Consider the following 18,623-nt stretch of genomic DNA (forward strand, 5'->3'; position numbering starts at 1 on the left):
CCACCCAGCACCGAGCCCTGCAACGCCTCCTCAACCAGCCCCACCACACGGCGGCTTGACACAGGGCAACTCATCGCTGGTCCTCCGGCAGCAGGACCGCCTGGGCGCAGTGCAGCTCGCCGCCCACGACGGTGATGACCGGCGGGCCGTGCAGCACGTAGCCGTCGTCGAGGTGGTCGGAGACCTTCTGGCAGAAGGCGGGGGTGTCCGGGCCGGTGAGCAGCTTGTAGGACTTGCGCCGCGCGGGCGTCGCGCCCGCGTCGCCCTCGGCGGCGGGGCTGGTGGTCGTCGTCGCGCTCAGGACGTCCTCCTCGAGGTCGGCGGCCCGCAGCTCCTGCGGGTCCTCGTGCTCGGCGACGACGTCGTCCACCGCGCGGGCGGGCGGGGCGTCGTCGGCGGTGCCGGACAGGTCGAGCAGGAGGTCGCCGTCGTCACCCGAGGGGTCCGGCCGGTCCGACGTCGGCTGCCCCGCCGCCACCCCGGTGGCGACGCGCTTGGGCGCCCAGGTCCGGCCCGCCGCGGCGGCGTCCATCGCCTCGTTGGCGAGGCGGTCGGCGTGGCTGTTCTGCGCGCGCGGGATCCACTCGTAGCGCACCTGGTCGCGCGGCCACACCTCCCGCGCCTCCTGCCACAGGCGCTGCATGTCGGCGTGCTTGACCTTCCAGCGCCCCGACATCTGCTCGACGACGAGCTTGGAGTCCATCCGCACGAGCACGCTGGCGCCCGGGTCGATCTCCCGCGCCGCCCTCAGGCCGGCGAGGAGCCCGCCGTACTCGGCGACGTTGTTCGTGGCCCGCCCGATGGCCTCGGCGACCTCGGCGAGCACGGGTCCCGACGGGCCGCCGTCCTTGACCAGCGCGCCGTACCCGGCAGGCCCGGGGTTGCCGCGCGAGCCGCCGTCGGCCTCGACGACGAGCCGGCGCCCGCTCACAGCCCCGACTCCGGCGTGCGGACGAGGATGCGGTCGCACTCCTCGCAGCGCAGCACCGCGTCCTCCGGCGCCGAGCGCAGGCGACCGATGGCCACCGTGTTCTGCTCCATGCGGCAGCCCTCGCAGCGGCGGGCGCGCAGGGGCGCCGCGCCCATGCCGCCGTGCTCGCGCCGGGACTCCTCGTAGAGGGCGAGCAGCTCGTCGCTGACCCCGCCGGCCACGCGCTCACGGTCGGCGCGCACCGACTCGACGTCGCGGTCGATCTCCGTCACCGCCGTCCGCAGCGCCTCGCGAGCCTGCTCGGCCTCGGCGTCGACCTCCGCCAGGAGCTGCTCGAGCCCGACGAGCGACGTCTGCGCCACCTCCTGGCGCTCCATCACCTCGAGCTCGAGCTCCTCGAGGTCGGACTGCCGGCGGGCCAGCGACTCCAGCTCGGAGACCAGGGCGGCGGCGTCCTTCGCGCTGACGGCACCCGAGTCGAGGCGCTGCTGGTTGCGCGCGGCGCGCTGGCGCACGAGGTCGACGTCCTTCTCGGCGCGGGCGACCTCGCGCTCGACGTCGGACGCCGCCGTGCGGGCGCGGACGACGTCGTCGCGCAGCCCGGCGGCGCGCTGCTCGCGCTCGGCCAGGGCGGCGCGCTCGGGGAGCGTGCGGCGGCGGTGGGCCAGCTGCGACAGCCGGGTGTCGAGGGCCTGGACGTCGAGCAGCCGGAGCTGGTCGCGGGCGGGCGCGGTGGTGGTCAGCGGACCTGTCCTCCCGGTCGGCGGCGCCGCCGCGCCGGAGGGCGGGGCGCCGGGGTGGTGCGGTTCCGTCACGCTACCGCCGTCGGCCGCGGCCCCGTGCGCGGACCTCAGGCGTCGCGCAGCCGCAGGCGCAGCACGACCTGCTCGTCCGCCAGGCCACCGCCGCCGCCGCCCGGGAGCCGCGACCGCAGGCGCGCGGCGGCGTGGGCGACGGCGAGGGCGCGGTGGCCCACGGGGTGCTTGCGCCGCAGCAGCTGGTCCACGCGCGCCACCACCGCCGGCGCGTCGGTGACCTCGACGACGACAGGCGTCGTCGGCGCCCCGGGCCGGACCCGTCCGCGCGCGTCGCACGGCGTGAGCGTCGCGGCCGGGTCGCGGCGGGCGCGCCGCACCTTCGCCGTCGTCGCACCGGTCGTCACGAGCAGGACGTCGCCGTCGCGCACGACCCACACGGGCGTCGCCCGCTCGGTGCCGTCGCGGCGGCGCGTGGCGAGGCTGACGTAGGCCTCACGGCCCAGCTGGTCGAGCAGCCGGTCGCGGGCGGCGGCGTCCATCCGCGGACGCTAGCGGCTGGCGCCGACCGGGGACAGAGCCTCCCGACCTCGCCGGTCGACCCTCGGCGCGGCGGCGCCCCGCACGAGGGCCCCGGGACGCGGGCCTCAGCGGACGGGGCCGCCGGGGCTCGCGATGCGGGAGGTCCACGGGTCGGTGCGCCGCGTGCTGATCGTCACCTCGACCGCGCCGCCGACCTCCGCGAGGTCGGCGCGCAGGCGGTCCCCGGCCCCCTGCAGCCAGGGCCACTCGCTGGCCCAGTGGGAGACGTCGAGCAGGTGCGGTGCTCCGCCCCGGGCGCGCTCGCGCAGCTCCGAGGCGGGGTGGTGGCGCAGGTCCGCCGTGACGTAGGCGTCGGCTCCGCTCGCGCGGACCGCGTCGAGCAGGCTGTCCCCGCTGCCGCCGCACACGGCCACCCGGTGCACGGGTGCGGACAGGTCGCCCGCGATGCGCACGCCGTGGTGGGTGAAGGGCAAGGCCTGGGCGACGACGCCCGCGAGCGCCTCGAGGGTGATCGGCCGCTCGAGGACGCCCACGCGGCCGAGGCCGCGCGGGGAGGACCAGGCCGCCAGCTCGAGGACGTCGACCGCCGGCTCCTCGTAGGGGTGCACCGCGCGCACGGCGGCGAGGACGCGGGAGCGCAGCGCACGGGGCGCGACCATCTCGACGCGCGCCTCCGGGCCGGTGTGGCGCTGCCCGGGGGTCCCCACCGCCGGGCGGGCCCGCTCACCCGGTGTGAAGGTCTGCACGCCCTCGCCCGTGAAGGCGCAGCGGGCGTACTCGCCGATCTCCCCGGCGCCGGCGGCCGCCATCGCGTCGACGAGGCGCTCGGCGTCCTCCCGCGGCGCGAAGACGACGTGCTTGTCGAGGGGGTCGGCGGGCGCGGCGGACAGCGGCTGCAGGTCGTCGAGCCCGATGCTGCGGGCGAGGGCGTCGGAGACGCCGGGCCGCGCCGAGTCGGCGTTGGTGTGCAGGACGTGCAGCGCGATGCCGGCGCGCACGAGCCGGTGCACCACAGCGCCCTTCGGCTCGTCGGCCCGCACCGAGCGGACCGGCCGCAGCAGCAGGGGGTGGTGGACCAGCAGCAGGTCCACCCCGAGCTCGACGGCCTCGTCGACCACCTCGGCGACCGGGTCGACCGCCAGGAGCACGCGGCGCACGCGCTGGGTCGGGTCCCCGCACACCAGGCCGACGGCGTCCCACTCCTCGGCCGTGGCCGCCGGGTACCGGCGCTCCAGGACGGCGAGCAGGTCCGCGAGCGCGACGCCGTCGCCGTCCGTTCCCATCACCCCGCCACCGTAGCCGCCGACGACGCAGAGTCACCTCAACTCACTCTGCCGGGTGATGCCGTGACCGTCCTGTGACCGAGTGGCGGCGGGCGACGGGACGGGCGAGAGAGGCCGGGCCGACGCGCGCCCGGCCTCCCGCGACGGGCGTCCTCAGATCGTCTGCACCGAGCCGGAGTCCACGCGCAGCGTCGCGCCGTTGATGAAGCTGGCCCGCTCCGAGCAGAGGAAGACGATGGCCGAGGCCACCTCCTCGGGCTCCCCGCGGCGCCCCAGCTGCATCCCCGGCCGCTCCTCGGACAGGAAGCTCGAGATCGCCTCGTCGACGTCGGTGCCGAGCTGGTCGGCGCGCTTGCTCATCATCGCGTCGGTCATCGGGGTCGCGATGAAGGCCGGCGCGACGGAGTTCACGAGGATCCCCTCCGAGGCGTAGGTCTTCGACAGGCCCTTCATGAGCGCGAGCGAGCCCGCCTTCGCGGCGCAGTAGGGGATCTCGTCGGCGTACGGCTGGAAGGCGTCCTCGCTCGTCAGCAGGACGATGCGGCCCCAACCCTTGGGGCGCATGCCGTCGATGAAGGCCTTGACGGTGCGCACCTGCGACATGAGGTCGGTCTCGAGGGTCTTCGTCCAGCCCTCGTCGTCGATCTCGTGGAACATCCCCTGGGCGCCGGTGATCCCCGCGGCCGCCACGATGATGTCGGGCGCACCGCCGAGCCCGGCCTCGACCTCGCTCTTGAGGCGCGCGACGTCCTCGAGCGACGTGAGGTCCGCCGCGACGGTCGTGACCTCCCCGGGCAGACGACCGGCCGACTCCGCGAGCGAGTCGGCGTCGAGGTCGCTCACCGCCACGCGCACGCCCTCCTCGAGGAGCATGCGGGCGGTGTGCCAGCCGATGCCGGAGTCGGCGCCGGTGACGAGGGCGGTCTTGCCGGACAGGGACAGGTCCATGGGTCCTCCTGGTGGGCGGGTGCCGCGCCGGGCTCGCGCGGTGAAGGGTGGGCGACGACGGGCCCGCGTGCGCGGCGCCGGTCGTGCCCGCTGGGCGGGGCGCGGGCGGCGGGTGCAGGGCCGGCCCGGCTGCGCCTCGACGCTAGGCGCCCGCCGCCGGGGGCGCCCGCCAGGAGGAGCGCGGCCACGGCTCGCCGGGGGGCCCGGTGAGGAGGCGGCCGGAGGGCGGCGGTCCGACGACGTAGTGCCGCCCACCTTCCGGTTTTCCCGACCCCACGTCTCCGGCTGGCTCGGCAGACCGGGGCCCCGCCGCGCTCCTACCGTCCTCGGCATGACCACGACCACCGCCCCGGGCCGCGACCCGGCCGCCCCGGACAGCTCCGCGCCGCCGCCGTCCGGCCCGCCCGGGGGCCCCGCCCGCCCCGGGACGGCCGGCCGCGCCCGCCCGTGGGCCGCGACCGCCGGGCGCACCGGTGCCGCGCTCGCGCACCTCGCCGTCATGGCCGTCGTCGGGCCCGTCGCCCTCGTCGTCCTCGTCACCTGGGTCGGCGTGGGCGTGGGGCTGCTGCCCCTCCTCGGGCTGGGCGCGCTGCTCCTGCTGGCCCTCCCCTACGGCGTCCTCGCCCTCGCGCGCGTCGAGACGGCCCGCGTCGACGGGTTGTACGGGCTGGGGCTGGTCCTGCCGCCGCTGCACCGGCGCCCGCGCCCCGGCCTCGGCGGCGTCCTCGCGGCCGGGGGGCGCCAGGCCGTCGACGCCACCGCCTGGCGCGCCGTCGCCAGCGCCGCCCTCGCCAGCGTCCTCGGCCTGGTGCTGCTGCCTCTCGCCGGCGCCGGGGCGAGCGCCGCCGCCCTCGCGTTCGCCCCGCTCTACGCGCGGGACGACGTCGTCGGGCTCCCGGGCGTCGACGTGCCGGTGGCCTGGGCCCCGCTCGTCGGCGCGGGCGGCCTCCTGCTGGCGCTCGCGGGCGCCGTCGGCCTGGCGCTCCTGCACGGCGTCGTCACCCGCGCGCTCCTGCGCTCCTCCCGCGAGGCGCAGCTCGTCGAGCAGGCCCGGGCGTCGGACACCCGGCGCGCCGGCGCCGTCCGCGCCGCGGAGGTCGAGCGGACCCGCATCGAGCGCGACCTCCACGACGGGGTGCAGCCGCGCCTCGTCTCCGTCGGGATGACCCTCGGCCTCGCCGAGCAGAAGCTCGCCGGGCCGGAGCCGGACGCCGACGCCGCCCGGGCCCTCGTGGCGGAGGCCCGGACGAGCACCAAGGCCGCCATCACCGAGCTGCGCCAGCTCGCCCGCGGCGTGCACGCCTCCGTGCTCGACGACCGGGGCCTCGACGCGGCCCTGTCCGCCGTCGTCGCGCGGTCGGTCGTGCCGGTCGACCTCGACGTCCGGGTGGACGGCCGCTGCGGCCGCACGGCGGAGGCCGCCGTCTACTTCGCCGTCAGCGAGGCCCTCACCAACGCCGCCAAGCACGCGCGCGCCTCCCGGTGCCGGGTCGTCGTCCGCCACCGCGACGGCGGCCTCCTGTGGGCCCGCGTGGAGGACGACGGCGTCGGCGGCGCCGCCGTGCTGCCCGGCGGCGGGCTGGACGGCGTGGGGCACCGCGTCGCCGCCGCGGGTGGCACCTGCCGCCTCGACAGCCCCCGCGGCGGCCCGACCGCGCTGGAGGTGTCGGTGCCGTGCGCGTCCTGATCTGCGAGGACTCCGTCCTCCTGCGCGAGGGCCTCGTCCGCCTGCTGGAGGACGCCGGGCACGAGGTCGTCGCGGCCCTGGCCGACGCCGAGGGCCTCGGGGCGGCGGTCGACGCGAGCGCGCCCGAGCTGTGCGTCCTCGACGTCCGGCTGCCCCCGACGTGGACCGACGAGGGCGTGCGCGCCGCCGTCGCGCTGCGGGCCGAGCGGCCCGGGCTGCCGGTGCTCGTGCTGTCCCAGTACGTCGAGGAGCGCTACGCCGGCGAGCTCTTCGGCGGCCAGGGCGGTGCGCTGGGCTACCTGCTCAAGGACCGCGTCGTCGACGTCGCCGACTTCCTCGACGCCCTCGACCGCATCCGCGGCGGCGCGACCGTGCTCGACCCCGAGGTGGTGGCCCAGCTGCTCGCGCGGCGGGCCCGGGACGAGCGGCTCGCCGCGCTCACCGACCGCGAGCGCACCGTGCTCGCGCTCATCGCCGAGGGCCGCTCGAACCAGGCCATCGCCGCCCTGCTCGTCCTCTCCGAGGCCAGCGTGGAGAAGAACATCACCGCGATCTTCACCAAGCTCGGCCTCGAGCGCGACGAGCACGGCAACCGGCGGGTGCTCGCGGCGCTCGTGCACCTCTCCCACCACGCCTCCACCGACCGGGCCCTCCCCGACCAGACCCTCACCCCTCAGGCCGGGCGGCGCCCGGCTCCCCCGCAGGCAGGAGCCCCGCGATGAGCACGCCCACCACCCCGCTCCCCCGCGACGACCGGCGGGACCCCGCCGACGCGCCGCCTCCCGGACCGGGCGGCGCCCGCCCCGGGGCCCGCGCCGTCTCGACCGTCGCCGTCGTCCTCGGCGGGCTCCTCCTCGCCGGCACCGCCGTCGACGGGGCGGGCTCGGTCGTCTCCACCGCCCTGCGCGGCGACGACCTCCTCACCGCGACCTCCGGCGGCGTGGCCTCCCTCGAGGCCGACGTCGTCGGCGCCCGCCTCGAGGTCGTCACGGGCGACGTCGACCAGGCCCGCCTCGACGTGCGCGACAGCCGGGGCCGGTGGCGCCTCGAGCGCGACGGCGACGTGCTGCGCGTCGCGTCGCCGGGCGCCGAGGGCTGGCCCGGAGGATGGGCCGCGGGCTGGTCGCGTGACGACGGCGGCCGCGCGGTGCTCGTGCTCCCCGAGGACGTCGCCGACGGCGCCCTGGACGCCGACCTCGAGCTCTCGGGCGGGGAGCTGCGCGCCTCCGGCGCCTTCGGCGACGTCGACGCCGAGCTCACCGGCGGGGCCCTTGACCTCGCGGGCTCCGCCACCGCCCTCGCGCTCGACGTGACGGGCGGGACGGCGGACCTGGAGGTCGACGGGGCGCGGACGGCGGTGCTCTCGCTGACGGCCGGCCAGGTCACCGCGGCGCTCACCGGGGACGCCCCGGAGGCCGTGGACGTCGACGTCAGCGCGGGGACCCTCGACCTGGCGCTGCCGCCCGAGGACTACGACGTGCGCTCGACGGTCACCGGCGGCGGCCTGGACAGCCTGCTGCGGGACTCGCCCACGGCGCCGCGCCGGGTCGACGTGGCGGTCACCGCCGGCGGCGTCGTGCTGCGCGAGGCCGGCTGACGCCGGGCCAGCGCACGGAGGACGCGCGGGTGGGCCCGGCCGGGGTCGAACCGACGACGTCCGCGGTGTAAGCGCGGCGCTCTACCAGCTGAGCTACGGGCCCGGGGCCGGCGCCCGCGGGGGCGGGCCGGCCGGGGCCATGGTGCCCCCGCCGGACGGCTGCGGTGGACGGACCTCCCGAGGACCGGCCTCCCGAGGACCGGACGGCGCGGACCGGCTCACGCGGACCGCCCGGGGAGCGCCGTCCGGGAGAGCCGGCTCTACCAGGACGCGGGGAGCCGGCGCGCCGCGGCCAGCGCGGCGTCGAGGGAGCGCGCCCGCCCGGGCGGGGCCTCGTCGCGCCACGCCACCCGCCCGTCGGCGCCGACGAGGACGCTGGTGCGCCGCGGCGCCCCGGTCGCCCGGTCGAGCGCCCCGTGGGCCCGCGCGGCCGCGCCGTGGGGCCAGAAGTCCGACAGGAGCGGGAAGCCGAGCCCCTCCGCCCGGGCCCAGGCGGCGAGCGCGGGGACGGCGTCGCACGTCACGGCGACGACGTCCAGGCCCGCCGCCGCGAGCTCGTCGGCGCGGTCGCGCAGCGCCCGGGCCTCGCCCGTGCAGACGGGCGAGGCCGCGAAGGGCAGGAAGACGACGAGCCGGCCCCGGGCGCCCGGCGGCAGGGAGCCGCCCAGGAGGACGTGCGAGCCGTCCGAGGCCGTGTGCCGGGTGGGGCGCGGCGCGCGGGACCCGACGCGGGCCCGCGGGCGCCGCAGCCGGGCCGCGAGCGGCGTCGTCAGCCCTTGCGCCCGCGCGCCACGAGCCGCGTGCCGGACCAGTCGCTCGTCACGGCGATGGTCGACGTCGCGTGCAGGCCCGCGGTGGGCGCGGCGTCGTCGATGTCGGCCGGCTCGACGTGGCCGGGACGGCCGCTCTTGGGGCTCAGCAGCCACACCACGCCGTTGTCGCCGAGCGAGGTCAGCGAGTCGACGAGGGCGTCCACGAGGTCGCCGTCGTCCTCGCGCCACCACAGAAGGACGACGTCGACCGCCTCGACGGCCTCCTCGTCCAGCATCTCGGCGCCGGTGACGTCCTCGACGTCGTCGCGCAGGTCGTGGTCGACGTCCGAGTCGTACCCGAGCTCCTGCACCACCTGCCCCGGCGTGATGGACAGCCGCTTGGCGGCTCCGCCACTCGCCGCGGGGTCCGCGGTCGCACCCACCGTCGTGTCCTCTTCTCCGTCGTCGTCCGTGGTCACGTGCCCGCTCTCGCGTCCGCCGACCGTAGTGCACGCCCCCCGCGGCGGTCCCGCGCGGCGCCGGTTCGCGCCCCGCCCGGGCGCGTCGCGGCGCGGCGCGTCGGTCGCGCTCCGCGGCGTTCGCCCGGCGGCGGGTAGCCGACCGGCCGCGGCCTAGGGTCGGGGCGTGGCAGCAGGGCGGCGCGGACCGGGGCGGGCGGGCGGCGACGCCCCCGCGGGCGCGGGCGGCGTCGAGGTCCTGCGCGTGCGGGTCGACGGCGAGGGCCCCGCCGCGCAGGAGCGCCCCGACGTCGTCGCCGTCGAGGAGCCGCTCGAGGTCCGCGTCGCGGGGGCGCCGGTCGTCGTGACGATGCGCACGCCCGGTGACGACGACGACCTCGCCCTCGGCTTCCTGCTCACGGAGGGGCTGCTGCCCGGACCGGCGGCCGTCGCGCGCACCACCGCGTGCGTCGACCTCGACGCGGACGGTCGTCCCGTCGTCGGGTCGCTCGAGCTGGCCCTCGCCGACGGCGTCCCCGCGCCCGACCTCGAGGGCCGTCGGACCTTCGGCATGACGTCGGCCTGCGGGGTCTGCGGCTCCGCGAGCGTGGACGCCGTGCGCGCCCGCACCGGGGCGAACCTCTTCCGCGACGACGTCGTCGTGGACGCCCGCGTGCTCGCCGCGCTGCCCGACCGGCTGCGGGAGGCCCAGCGCGTCTTCGACCGGACCGGCGGCCTGCACGCCGCCGGGCTCGCGACGGCCGACGGCGAGCTGCTCGTCGTGCGCGAGGACGTCGGGCGGCACAACGCCGTCGACAAGGTCCTCGGGCGAGCCGCCCGCGACATCGGCTGGCCCCTGCGCGGCCACGTGCTCGTCGTCAGCGGCCGGGCGTCCTTCGAGCTCGCGCAGAAGGCCTGGATGGCCGGGGTGCCGGTGCTGGCCGCCGTCTCGGCGCCGTCGTCGCTCGCCGTGCAGCTGGCCCGCGAGGCGGGCATGACGCTCGCCGGGTTCGTGAGGCCCCCGACGCTCAACGTCTACACCGGCGCGCAGCGCGTCCGCACCGGCGCCTGAGGACACCGCGCATCGGCGGCGCCTTCCCCCTCTCGCGAGCGGGAGAAGGCTACGAAGTCCGCCGCTGGTGCCCTTCACGACGGAAGAAGGCTACGAAGTCCGCCACTGGGCGCTTCCACGACGGAAGAAGGCTACGAAGTTCGCCATCGGGCGCCCCCAGGAGGGAAGAAGGCTGCGAAGTCCTCAGGCGCGAGCCATGTGGCTCAGCCGCGGACGAAGGACAGCCGGACGGTCCGGTCGGCGTTGTCGCGGTTGGTGTCGACGAGGCACACGCTCTGCCAGGTGCCGAGCGCCGGCCGGCCGTCGAGCACGGGCAGGACGAGCGAGGGGCTCACGAGCGCCGGCAGCACGTGGTCGCGCCCGTGCCCGGGCGAGCCGTGCGCGTGGCGCCACCCCTGCCCCTGCGGGCCCTCCGGCGGCAGGACGTCGCGCAGGGCCCGCAGCAGGTCCTCGTCGGAGCCCGCGCCCGTCTCGAGCACCGCGACGCCGGCGGTCGCGTGCGGCACGAAGACCGACAGCAGGCCCTCCGCCGCTCCCCAGTCGTCGAGGGCCTCCTCGACCCGCGCGGTGAGGTCCACCACGCGCTCGTCGCCGCCCGTGCGCACCGCCAGCGTCGTCGTCTCCACCCGTCGATGAGAGCGCAGCCGGGCCCCGTCCGCACGCCCGCTCGACCGCCGTCCCCACCCCGCGACGTCCCGGTGCGCACCTGATGTGACGCGGCCGCCCGCGGCGCGCGAGGATGGAGCCGCCGCGGGCGACCCCAGCACCGCGGTGTGCGGCCGAGCGGGCCGCGGTCGACGTGCTGGTGCCGCGAGCGCCGGCGGACGAGACGGAGATGCTTCAGTGGCAGGACGCGACGACGCCGGTCCCACCCGGAGCGGCATGCCCTCCCAGGTGCCGGACATCGACCCGGAGGAGACCCAGGAGTGGCTGGACTCCCTCGACGGGGCGGTGGACGAGCGGGGTCGCACGCGGGCCCGCTACCTCATGCTGTCGATGCTGCAGCGCGCCCGCGAGCGCGGCGTCGGGGTGCCGACGCCCGTGACGAGCGAATACGTCAACACCATCGGCCCCGAGCAGGAGCCGTGGTTCCCGGGTGACGAGGAGGTCGAGCGCCGCTACCGCGCCTGGCTGCGGTGGAACGCCGCCATCCAGGTGCACCGCGCGCAGCGCCCCGAGATCTCCGTCGGCGGGCACATCTCCAGCTACGCCTCCTCGGCCACGCTGTACGAGGTCGGCTTCAACCACTTCTTCAAGGGCCACGACGGCGGGACGCCCGACCAGGTCTACATCCAGGGCCACGCCTCCCCCGGCGTCTACGCCCGCGCCTTCCTCGAGGGCCGGCTGTCCGAGACCGACATGGACGGCTTCCGGCAGGAGCTGACGGCGAAGGGCCGCGGCCTGCCGAGCTACCCGCACCCGCGGCTCATGAAGGACTTCTGGGAGTTCCCCACGGTGTCCATGGGCCTCGGCCCGATGAACGCCATCTACCAGGCGCAGTCGAACAAGTACCTCACCGCGCGCGGCATCAAGGACGTCTCCTCGAGCCACGTCTGGGCCTTCCTGGGCGACGGCGAGATGGACGAGCCCGAGAGCCGCGGCCTGCTGCAGGTGGCCGCCAACGAGGGCCTCGACAATCTCACCTTCGTCGTCAACTGCAACCTCCAGCGCCTCGACGGGCCGGTGCGCGGCAACGGCAAGATCGTCCAGGAGCTCGAGTCCTTCTTCCGCGGCGCCGGCTGGAACGTCATCAAGGTGCTGTGGGGTCGCGAGTGGGACCCGCTGCTGGCGGCCGACCGCGACGGCGCCCTCGTCAACGTCATGAACCAGACGCTCGACGGGGACTACCAGACCTTCAAGGCCGAGTCGGGCGCCTACGTCCGCGAGCACTTCTTCGGCCAGGACCCGCGCACCCGCAAGCTCGTCGAGGGCTACAGCGACGACCAGCTGTGGGGCCTCAAGCGCGGCGGCCACGACTACCGCAAGGTGTACGCGGCCTACAAGGCGGCCACCGAGCACACCGGCCAGCCGACCGTGATCCTCGCCAAGACGGTCAAGGGCTACGGCCTCGGCTCGCACTTCGAGGGCCGCAACGCGACCCACCAGATGAAGAAGCTGACGATGGAGGACCTCAAGCTCTTCCGCGACAGCCTGCGCATCCCCATCTCCGACAAGGCGCTGGAGGAGGACCTCTACCGCCCGCCGTACTACCACCCGGGCGAGGACGCCGAGGAGATCCAGTACCTGCGCGAGCGGCGCCAGAAGCTCGGCGGGCCGCTCCCGGCGCGGCGGACGACGCCGCACACGAAGCTCGAGCTGCCCGGCGACGACGCCTACAAGGTGGTCAAGCGGGGCTCGGGCAAGCAGACGATCGCCACGACCATGGCCTTCGTCCGCCTGCTCAAGGACCTCATGCGGGACAAGGAGCTCGGCCGGCGCGTCGTGCCCATCATCCCGGACGAGGCCCGCACCTTCGGCATGGACTCGTTCTTCCCGACGGCGAAGATCTACAACCCCAACGGGCAGAAGTACCAGTCGGTGGACCGCGAGCTGATGCTCGCGTACAAGGAGTCCGAGTCCGGGCAGATCGTCCACGCGGGCATCAACGAGGCCGGTTCCGTCGGCGCCTTCACGGCTGCCGGCACCGCCTACGCCACGCACGGCGAGGCCCTCGTCCCGGTCTACGTCTTCTACTCGATGTTCGGCTTCCAGCGCACGGGCGACAGCCTGTGGGCCGCGGGCGACCAGATGGCGCGCGGCTTCCTCCTCGGCGCGACGGCGGGTCGGACGACGCTCACCGGCGAGGGGCTGCAGCACGCGGACGGCCACTCGCCGCTGCTGGCGTCCACCAACCCGGCCGTCGTCTCCTACGACCCCGCCTACGGCTACGAGATCGGCCACATCGTCCGGGTCGGCCTCGAGCGCATGTACGGCGAGGGCCCGAAGGGCACGGACGCCGCGGGGCACGACGTCGACCCGAACGTCATGTACTACATCACCGTCTACAACGAGCCGATGGTGCAGCCGGCCGAGCCCGAGGGCGTCGACGCCGAGGGGATCGTCCGCGGCATGCACCTCCTGTCTCCCGGGCACGAGGGCGACCGGCCGCGCGTGCAGCTGCTCGCGTCGGGCGTCGGGGTGCCGTGGGCGCTCGAGGCGCAGGAGCTGCTGGGCTCCGACTTCGGGGTCGACGCCGACGTGTGGTCGGTGACCTCGTGGGGCGAGCTGCGCCGCGACGGGCTCGCCTGCGACGCCTGGGCGTTCGAGCGGCCCGGGACGGACGAGGAGGCCCCCACCCCCTTCGTCACGCAGAAGCTCGCCGGGCGGCGCGGGCCGGTGGTCGCGGTGAGCGACTACATGCGCTCGGTGCAGGAGCAGATCCGCCCCTGGGTCCCCGCCGACTACACCGTCCTGGGCGCCGACGGCTTCGGCCTGTCGGACACCCGGGCGGCGACGCGTCGCCACTTCCGCATCGACGGGCCGTCGATGGCCTACCAGGCGCTCGTGCGCCTGGCCGCGCAGGGCGAGGTGCCGAAGGACGCGCCGGCGAAGGCGTACCGGGCGTGGAAGCTCGACGACGCCAGCGCCGGCACCTCCGGCACCGCGGGCGGCGACGCCTGACCCGCTGACCGCCGACGACGGGCCCGCCACCCTCCTCGGGTGGCGGGCCCGTCGTCGTGCACAGGTGGGGCGAACCGGCGACGACTCGCCCCCGTGCGGGCCCGTCCAGGGCGAAGGGGCGACGACTCGCCCTCACGCGGCCTTTCCAGGGCGAACCGGCGACGACTCGCCCTCGCACCCGTGCGGCGTCGCTCCGTCGCCGGACGCACGAGAGGCCGCCACCCCGTGGGGTGGCGGCCTCTCGTCCGTGCCGGACGCTGCGGCGTCAGTGGGGACGCTGGTCCTCCGCGCCGGCGATGACGCGCTCGAGCTCGGCCCGGACGACCTCGACGCGGGCGGAGTCGGGGTGCGCCGAGAGGGCCTCGAGGTGGCGGCGGGCCTCGCCGACGCGCCCGGCCTCGACCGCCGCGTGGACGAGCTGGCTGCCGGCGTCGATGCGGTGCTCGCGGGGGCGCCAGTGACCGACGCCGAGGCCCAGGGCGTCGCCCGGCAGGCCCTCCTCGCGCAGGATCGCCAGCGCGCTGGCGAGGGCGCCGCCGGACGGGTCGCGCTCGGCCGCCGTCGACAGCCGGCGCATCGCGCCCTCGCGGTCGTCGTGGATCGAGAGGCGGCCCAGCTCGAGCAGCGGGTACCAGGCGCGGCTGCTGCCGGCCATCTCCTCGGCGAGCGCCCAGACGGCGTCGTCCTCGGCGCGGCGCGGGTCGTCCTCGGTGTGCCCCTCGGCCGCGCGCCGCCGGACGATGCCCGCGAGCTCGGTGAAGGCGCTCTCGTCGTTCGGGTCGTCGTGCAGGCGCGCGCGCAGCGCGTCCTCGCGACGGTCGTCCGAGTGCCCGTGGCCACCGGACCGCTTGGCCGTGGGGTCGGCGCGCTTGCTCGCCGGCGTGAGGCGCGACGGGGTGCTGCCCGCGACACGGCGGCGGAGCTTGTCGAGCAGGCTCATGCGGTCCTTCCGTCGGTGTGGCGGACCGCGCGTCGAGCTGTGCGCCGGACCTCCGGACGGCTTCGACCCTAGCCCTCAGCCGCTCCCGCGGCACGCCGCCGCGCCCTCCCGAGACCTCCGCGGGGCCTCGTACGATCGGCGGCCGTGACCGAGGGAGCGCCCGAGCGCCGCCGCGCGCGGCGCGCCGAGCCCTCGGCCGACGACGTCGCCCGCCTGCGCGCGGCCACCGGCCTCCTGTCGACGGCGGCCCTGCGGCACCTCGACGAGGTGCTGCCCTGGTACGGCTCGATGTCCGCCGAGGACCGCTCCTGGGTCGGGCTCGTGGCGCAGGCGGGGATCGGCGCCTTCACCGCCTGGTACTCCGACCCCGAGGCGCCGCTCGCCGTCACCGCGGACGTCTTCGGCAGCGCCCCCCGCGAGCTCACCCGCGCCGTCACGCTGGCGCAGACCCTCGAGCTCGTGCGGGCCGCCGTCGACGTCGTCGAGGACCACGTGGACGAGGTGGCCGCCCCCGGGCGCGAGCAGCACCTGCGCGAGGCGGTGCTGCGCTACTCGCGCGAGGTGGCCTTCGCGGCCGCGCGGCTCTACGCCGGCGCCGCCGAGGCCCGGGGCGCCTGGGACGCCCGCCTCGAGGCGCTCGTCGTCGACGCCGTCGTGCGCGGCGACGTCGACGACGGCGTCCGGTCCCGGCTGTCGGCGCTCGGGTGGGGGCGCCCCGCCGTCGTCACGGTCGTCGTCGGCTCGGCGCCGGCCGGGTCGCCGGAGGACGTCATCGCCCGGCTCCGGCGGGCGGCGCGCGCGTCCGCGGACGACGCCCTCGTCGGCCTCCAGGGCGAGCGCCTCGTCGTCCTGCTCGGCCTGTCCTCCCGCCCGCGGCGGGGTCCGGACCGGGGCGCGCCGGAGGACGGCTCCGCGGCGGCCCGGAGCACCGCCGCCGGGCGCGTGGACCTGCGAGCCGCGACCACCGCCCTCGCCCGCCTCTTCGGGCCCGGCCCCGTCGTCGTCGGCCCCGCGGTGCCGGACCTGGCCGCGGCGGGCGCCTCGACCCGCGCCGCCCTGTCGGGCCTGGCCTCGGCGCGCGCCTGGCCGTCCGCGCCCCGCCCCGTGCTCGCCGACGAGCTGTGGCCCGAGCGCGTGCTCTCCGGCGACGTGCGCGCCCGGCGCGCGCTCCTCGACGCCGTGTACCGGCCGCTGGTCGCCGCCGGCGGCGCCCTGGCGCAGACCGTCACCACCTACCTCGAGCAGGGCCGCTCCCTGGAGGCCACGGCCCGGCTGCTCTTCGTCCACCCCAACACCGTCCGGTACCGGCTGCGCAAGGCCGCGGACGCGACGGGATGGGACGCCACCTCCCCGCGCGACGCGCTCGTGCTGCAGGTGGCGCTCGTCGTCGGCGCCCTCGCCGACGGCCCGGCGGCCCCGCGGCCGACCGGCGCCGGGGTCGAGACCGCCGAGGGCCCGACGCCGCCGGGCGACGCCGCGAGCTGACCCCGGACGCCGACGACGGACGGCGTCGCAGGCGCCCCACGCGTCACTCCGCCCCAGCTCGCCACGGCGCGGAGCCGCCCGTCGACGCACCGTCACACCCCGTCCACCCGCTGGCCACCGCCCGTTGTAGGAATGCTCCAAAGTCGCCGCCCGGGCGCTGTCGGCGTCCGCACCGCCCGGCCGCCCGCGCGCGCACCAGAGTCGACGCGTGCTCGTCATCGCGTGCCCCGGCCAGGGGTCCCAGACGCCCGGCTTCCTCACCCCGTGGCTGGAGGTCCCCGGCTTCGCCGACCGGCTGCACTGGCTCTCCGTCGTGGCCGGGCTCGACCTCGAGGCCCACGGCACCACGTCCGACGCGGAGACCATCCGTGACACGGCCGTCGCCCAGCCGCTCATCGTCGCCAGCGGGCTCGTCTCGCTGCTGGCCCTCTTCCCCCAGCCGGCCGACGCCTTCACCGTCATCGGCGCCGGGGCCGGCCACAGCGTCGGGGAGATCACCGCGGCCGCCGCGTCCGGCGTCCTGTCGGCCGAGCAGGCCATGGTGCTCGTGCGCGAGCGCGGCCGGGCCATGGCCGACGCGAGCGCGCAGGCGCCCACGGGCATGAGCGCGGTCGTCGGCGGCGACCCCGAGGAGGTCGCCGCGGTGCTCGAGCGCCACGGGCTCGTCGCCGCCAACGCCAACGGCGCCGGCCAGGTCGTGGCCGCCGGCACGCGCGAGCAGCTCGAGGCCCTGCGCGGGGACGCGCCGGCCCGGGCCCGCGTCATCCCCCTCCAGGTCGCCGGCGCCTTCCACACCGAGCACATGGCGCCCGCCGTGCCGGTGCTCGAGCGCCTCGCCCGCGCGATCACCACGCACGACCCGCGCGTGCTGCTGGCCTCCAACGCCGACGGCACCGTCGTCCACGACGGGCGCGAGGTGCTCTCCCGCCTCGTCGCGCAGGTCGCGCGGCCCGTGCGCTGGGACCGGTGCATGGAGACCTTCGCCGACCTCGGCGTCACCGGCGTCCTCGAGGTCCCGCCCGCGGGCACGCTGGCGAACCTCGCCAAGCGCGCGCTGCCCGGCGTCGAGACCTTCGCGCTGAAGACGCCCGACCAGCTCGACGCCGCCCGGGAGTTCGTCGCCCGCCACGGCGAGCGCAGCACCGTGACGACGACCCCCACGTGGCGGCTCGTCGTCGCCCCGGCCAAGGGCGTCGTCCGGGTGCAGGGCCCCCGCGAGGAGGGCGCCCGGGTCGAGGCCGGCGCCGTCGTCGCCCGCGTGGAGGGCCTGCGCGACGGCGTCGACGCCAGCGCGCCGCACGGCGGCAGCGTCGTCGAGTGGCTCGTCGAGGACGGCGACCCGGTCTCCCCCGGCCAGCCGCTCGTGCGCCTGCACCCCGCCGGCGGCGCCGCGTGAGCGCCCCGACGACGGCGCCGGTGCTGCGCACGCGCCGCGGGCCCGAGCACGCCCGGATCATGGGCGTCGGCGCCTGGCGGCCCGAGCGCGTCGTCACCAACGAGGAGGTGTGCCAGCACATCGACTCGACCGACGAGTGGATCCGCCAGCGCACCGGCATCGAGGCGCGCGGCTGGGCCGACGCGGGCACCTCCGTCGTCGACATGGCCGTGCACGCCGGCGCCGAGGCCCTGGCCGCGGCCGGCGTCGAGCCCTCGCGGGTCGGCGCCGTCATCGTCGCCACGGTGTCGCACCCCTACCAGACCCCCGCCGCCGCCACGCAGGTCGCGGACCGGCTCGGCGCGACACCCGCTGCGGCGTGGGACGTCTCGGCCGGGTGCGCCGCCTTCTGCCACGCCGTCGCGCAGGCCGCCGACCTCGTGCGCGGGGGGACGTCGGAGCACGTGCTCGTCGTCGGCGTCGACAAGCTGTCCGACTTCACCGACCTCAGCGACCGCTCGACGGCGTTCCTCTTCGCCGACGGCGCGGGCGCCGTCGTCGTCGGCCCGTCGGGCACGCCCGGCATCGGCCCGACGGTGTGGGGCTCCGACGGCTCGCAGTGGGACGTCATCCGCAACCGCACCTCGTGGCTCGAGCACCGCGACGCCGTCGCGGAGGCCGTGGCGTGGCCGGCCCTGCAGCAGGAGGGCCAGAAGGTCTTCCGCTGGGCGGTCTTCGCCATGGCGCCCCTGGCGCAGCAGGCCATCGACGCGGCCGGGATCACGGCCGGCGACCTCGCCGCCTTCATCCCCCACCAGGCCAACATGCGGATCATCGACAAGCTGGCCAGCCAGGTCGGGCTGCCGGAGCACGTGGCGATCGCCCGTGACATCCGCACGACCGGCAACACCTCGGCGGCCTCGGTGCCCCTCGCCATGCACCGGATGCTCGCCGAGGGCCAGGCGCCCTCCGGCGGCCTCGCGCTGCTCATCGGCTTCGGCGCCGGGCTGTCCTACGCCGCCCAGGTCGTCGTCCTGCCCTAGCGGCCACCGTCCCCCCGCCCCGGCGGGTCGCACCACCGCACCACCCGCAGACCAGCACCACGCAGACCAGCACCACCTGCCGACCAGCACGACCCCGACGGCGCGCACCCGGCGCGCCAGAGACGAGGAGCAC

Annotated in this window: 17 protein-coding genes, 1 tRNA gene and 1 pseudogene; 8 read left to right on the forward strand and 11 right to left on the reverse strand. The window is 77.2% G+C overall.

Features of this window, described 5'->3' with window-relative positions; genetic code table 11:
- Positions 1–70: 70 nt before the first annotated feature.
- From Q0789_RS16755 to Q0789_RS13075, 6 genes and pseudogenes are all read right to left on the reverse strand, one after another.
- Positions 71–478 carry a DUF1737 domain-containing protein gene (locus Q0789_RS16755; RefSeq protein WP_363326147.1) on the reverse strand — a complete coding sequence of 136 codons (408 nt, stop codon included), beginning with the start codon at positions 476–478 and terminating at the stop codon, positions 71–73.
- Between the two features lie 18 nt (positions 479–496).
- Positions 497–931 (reverse strand): annotated as a pseudogene (locus Q0789_RS16760) (reverse transcriptase-like protein); the annotation flags it as partial.
- Positions 928–1,746, reverse strand: coding sequence for a C4-type zinc ribbon domain-containing protein (locus Q0789_RS13060; protein WP_298805902.1), 819 nt, complete (start codon positions 1,744–1,746; stop codon positions 928–930). The pseudogene Q0789_RS16760 and the gene Q0789_RS13060, both read right to left, overlap by 4 nt.
- A gap of 35 nt (positions 1,747–1,781) precedes the next feature.
- Positions 1,782–2,228 (reverse strand): PPOX class F420-dependent oxidoreductase, encoded by a 447-nt coding sequence (locus tag Q0789_RS13065; protein ID WP_298805904.1) that lies wholly within the window; start codon positions 2,226–2,228, stop codon positions 1,782–1,784.
- 105 nt (positions 2,229–2,333) lie between these two features.
- The gene (locus Q0789_RS13070) at positions 2,334–3,512 is read right to left on the reverse strand and encodes a Nif3-like dinuclear metal center hexameric protein (protein ID WP_298806006.1); all 1,179 of its coding nucleotides are present in this window, start codon (positions 3,510–3,512) and stop codon (positions 2,334–2,336) included.
- A gap of 153 nt (positions 3,513–3,665) precedes the next feature.
- Complete coding sequence (locus tag Q0789_RS13075; protein ID WP_298805905.1) at positions 3,666–4,460, reverse strand: SDR family oxidoreductase; 795 nt, start codon at positions 4,458–4,460, stop codon at positions 3,666–3,668.
- Between the two features lie 331 nt (positions 4,461–4,791).
- Here Q0789_RS13075 and Q0789_RS13080 point away from each other — a divergent pair, with 331 nt between their 5' ends.
- Genes Q0789_RS13080 through Q0789_RS13090 form a run of 3 tightly spaced genes read left to right on the forward strand, consistent with a single transcriptional unit; the run spans position 4,792 to position 7,744 of the window.
- On the forward strand, positions 4,792–6,147 hold the full coding sequence (locus tag Q0789_RS13080; RefSeq protein WP_298805906.1) for a histidine kinase: 1,356 nt from the start codon (positions 4,792–4,794) through the stop codon (positions 6,145–6,147).
- The gene (locus Q0789_RS13085; protein WP_298805909.1) at positions 6,135–6,869 is read left to right on the forward strand and encodes a response regulator transcription factor; all 735 of its coding nucleotides are present in this window, start codon (positions 6,135–6,137) and stop codon (positions 6,867–6,869) included. Before Q0789_RS13080 ends, Q0789_RS13085 begins: the two co-directional genes overlap by 13 nt.
- Entirely contained in the window at positions 6,866–7,744 is an 879-nt protein-coding gene (locus Q0789_RS13090) for a hypothetical protein (RefSeq protein WP_298805911.1), read from the forward strand. The genes Q0789_RS13085 and Q0789_RS13090 overlap by 4 nt, the downstream gene beginning before the upstream one ends.
- A 30-nt stretch (positions 7,745–7,774) precedes the next feature.
- Here the strand turns inward: Q0789_RS13090 and Q0789_RS13095 are convergent.
- The 3 genes from Q0789_RS13095 to Q0789_RS13105 form a co-directional block, all read right to left on the reverse strand.
- Positions 7,775–7,847: transfer RNA gene (locus Q0789_RS13095), tRNA-Val, on the reverse strand.
- A gap of 157 nt (positions 7,848–8,004) precedes the next feature.
- Entirely contained in the window at positions 8,005–8,556 is a 552-nt protein-coding gene (locus Q0789_RS13100) for a redoxin domain-containing protein (protein WP_298806008.1), read from the reverse strand.
- On the reverse strand, positions 8,514–8,939 hold the full coding sequence (locus Q0789_RS13105; RefSeq protein WP_171204551.1) for a DUF3052 domain-containing protein: 426 nt from the start codon (positions 8,937–8,939) through the stop codon (positions 8,514–8,516). The genes Q0789_RS13100 and Q0789_RS13105 overlap by 43 nt, the downstream gene beginning before the upstream one ends.
- A 274-nt stretch (positions 8,940–9,213) precedes the next feature.
- On the opposite strand from Q0789_RS13105, the gene fdhD reads away from it, so the two are divergent.
- Positions 9,214–10,026 (forward strand): formate dehydrogenase accessory sulfurtransferase FdhD, encoded by an 813-nt coding sequence (gene fdhD, locus Q0789_RS13110; RefSeq protein WP_363326148.1) that lies wholly within the window; start codon positions 9,214–9,216, stop codon positions 10,024–10,026.
- Between the two features lie 203 nt (positions 10,027–10,229).
- On the opposite strand, the gene Q0789_RS13115 is transcribed toward fdhD, so the two are convergent.
- Positions 10,230–10,652, reverse strand: a complete 423-nt coding sequence (locus tag Q0789_RS13115) for a YjbQ family protein (protein WP_298805915.1) — start codon at positions 10,650–10,652, stop codon at positions 10,230–10,232.
- Positions 10,653–10,908: 256 nt separating this feature from the next.
- On the opposite strand from Q0789_RS13115, the gene aceE reads away from it, so the two are divergent.
- Positions 10,909–13,647, forward strand: a complete 2,739-nt coding sequence (aceE, locus tag Q0789_RS13120; RefSeq protein WP_298805917.1) for a pyruvate dehydrogenase (acetyl-transferring), homodimeric type — start codon at positions 10,909–10,911, stop codon at positions 13,645–13,647.
- A gap of 265 nt (positions 13,648–13,912) precedes the next feature.
- Here the strand turns inward: aceE and Q0789_RS13125 are convergent, their stop codons facing one another.
- The gene (locus tag Q0789_RS13125) at positions 13,913–14,587 is read right to left on the reverse strand and encodes a hypothetical protein (RefSeq protein ID WP_298805919.1); all 675 of its coding nucleotides are present in this window, start codon (positions 14,585–14,587) and stop codon (positions 13,913–13,915) included.
- 144 nt (positions 14,588–14,731) lie between these two features.
- On the opposite strand from Q0789_RS13125, the gene Q0789_RS13130 reads away from it, so the two are divergent.
- From Q0789_RS13130 to Q0789_RS13140, 3 genes are all read left to right on the forward strand, one after another.
- Positions 14,732–16,072: a CdaR family transcriptional regulator gene (locus tag Q0789_RS13130; RefSeq protein WP_298805921.1), complete on the forward strand. Its 1,341-nt coding sequence runs from the start codon at positions 14,732–14,734 to the stop codon at positions 16,070–16,072.
- 208 nt (positions 16,073–16,280) lie between these two features.
- Positions 16,281–17,468 carry an acyltransferase domain-containing protein gene (locus Q0789_RS13135; RefSeq protein ID WP_298805923.1) on the forward strand — a complete coding sequence of 396 codons (1,188 nt, stop codon included), beginning with the start codon at positions 16,281–16,283 and terminating at the stop codon, positions 17,466–17,468.
- A 59-nt stretch (positions 17,469–17,527) separates the two neighbouring features.
- Positions 17,528–18,490 (forward strand): beta-ketoacyl-ACP synthase III, encoded by a 963-nt coding sequence (locus Q0789_RS13140; protein ID WP_366917739.1) that lies wholly within the window; start codon positions 17,528–17,530, stop codon positions 18,488–18,490.
- The last annotated feature ends 133 nt before the right edge of the window (positions 18,491–18,623 follow it).

This window comes from uncultured Pseudokineococcus sp., from assembly GCF_947499845.1.
Taxonomy (GTDB): Bacteria; Actinomycetota; Actinomycetes; order Actinomycetales; family Quadrisphaeraceae; genus Pseudokineococcus.

Coding starts and splice junctions, on each gene's coding strand:
- Q0789_RS13140 (WP_366917739.1), top strand. CDS start 17,528: ATGGGCGTCGGCGCCTGGCGGCCCGAGCGCGTCGTCACCAACGAGGAG.
- Q0789_RS13065 (WP_298805904.1), bottom strand. CDS start 2,228: ATGGACGCCGCCGCCCGCGACCGGCTGCTCGACCAGCTGGGCCGTGAG.
- Q0789_RS13075 (WP_298805905.1), bottom strand. CDS start 4,460: ATGGACCTGTCCCTGTCCGGCAAGACCGCCCTCGTCACCGGCGCCGAC.
- Q0789_RS13070 (WP_298806006.1), bottom strand. CDS start 3,512: ATGGGAACGGACGGCGACGGCGTCGCGCTCGCGGACCTGCTCGCCGTC.
- aceE (WP_298805917.1), top strand. CDS start 10,909: ATGCCCTCCCAGGTGCCGGACATCGACCCGGAGGAGACCCAGGAGTGG.
- Q0789_RS13090 (WP_298805911.1), top strand. CDS start 6,866: ATGAGCACGCCCACCACCCCGCTCCCCCGCGACGACCGGCGGGACCCC.
- Q0789_RS13080 (WP_298805906.1), top strand. CDS start 4,792: ATGACCACGACCACCGCCCCGGGCCGCGACCCGGCCGCCCCGGACAGC.
- Q0789_RS13125 (WP_298805919.1), bottom strand. CDS start 14,587: ATGAGCCTGCTCGACAAGCTCCGCCGCCGTGTCGCGGGCAGCACCCCG.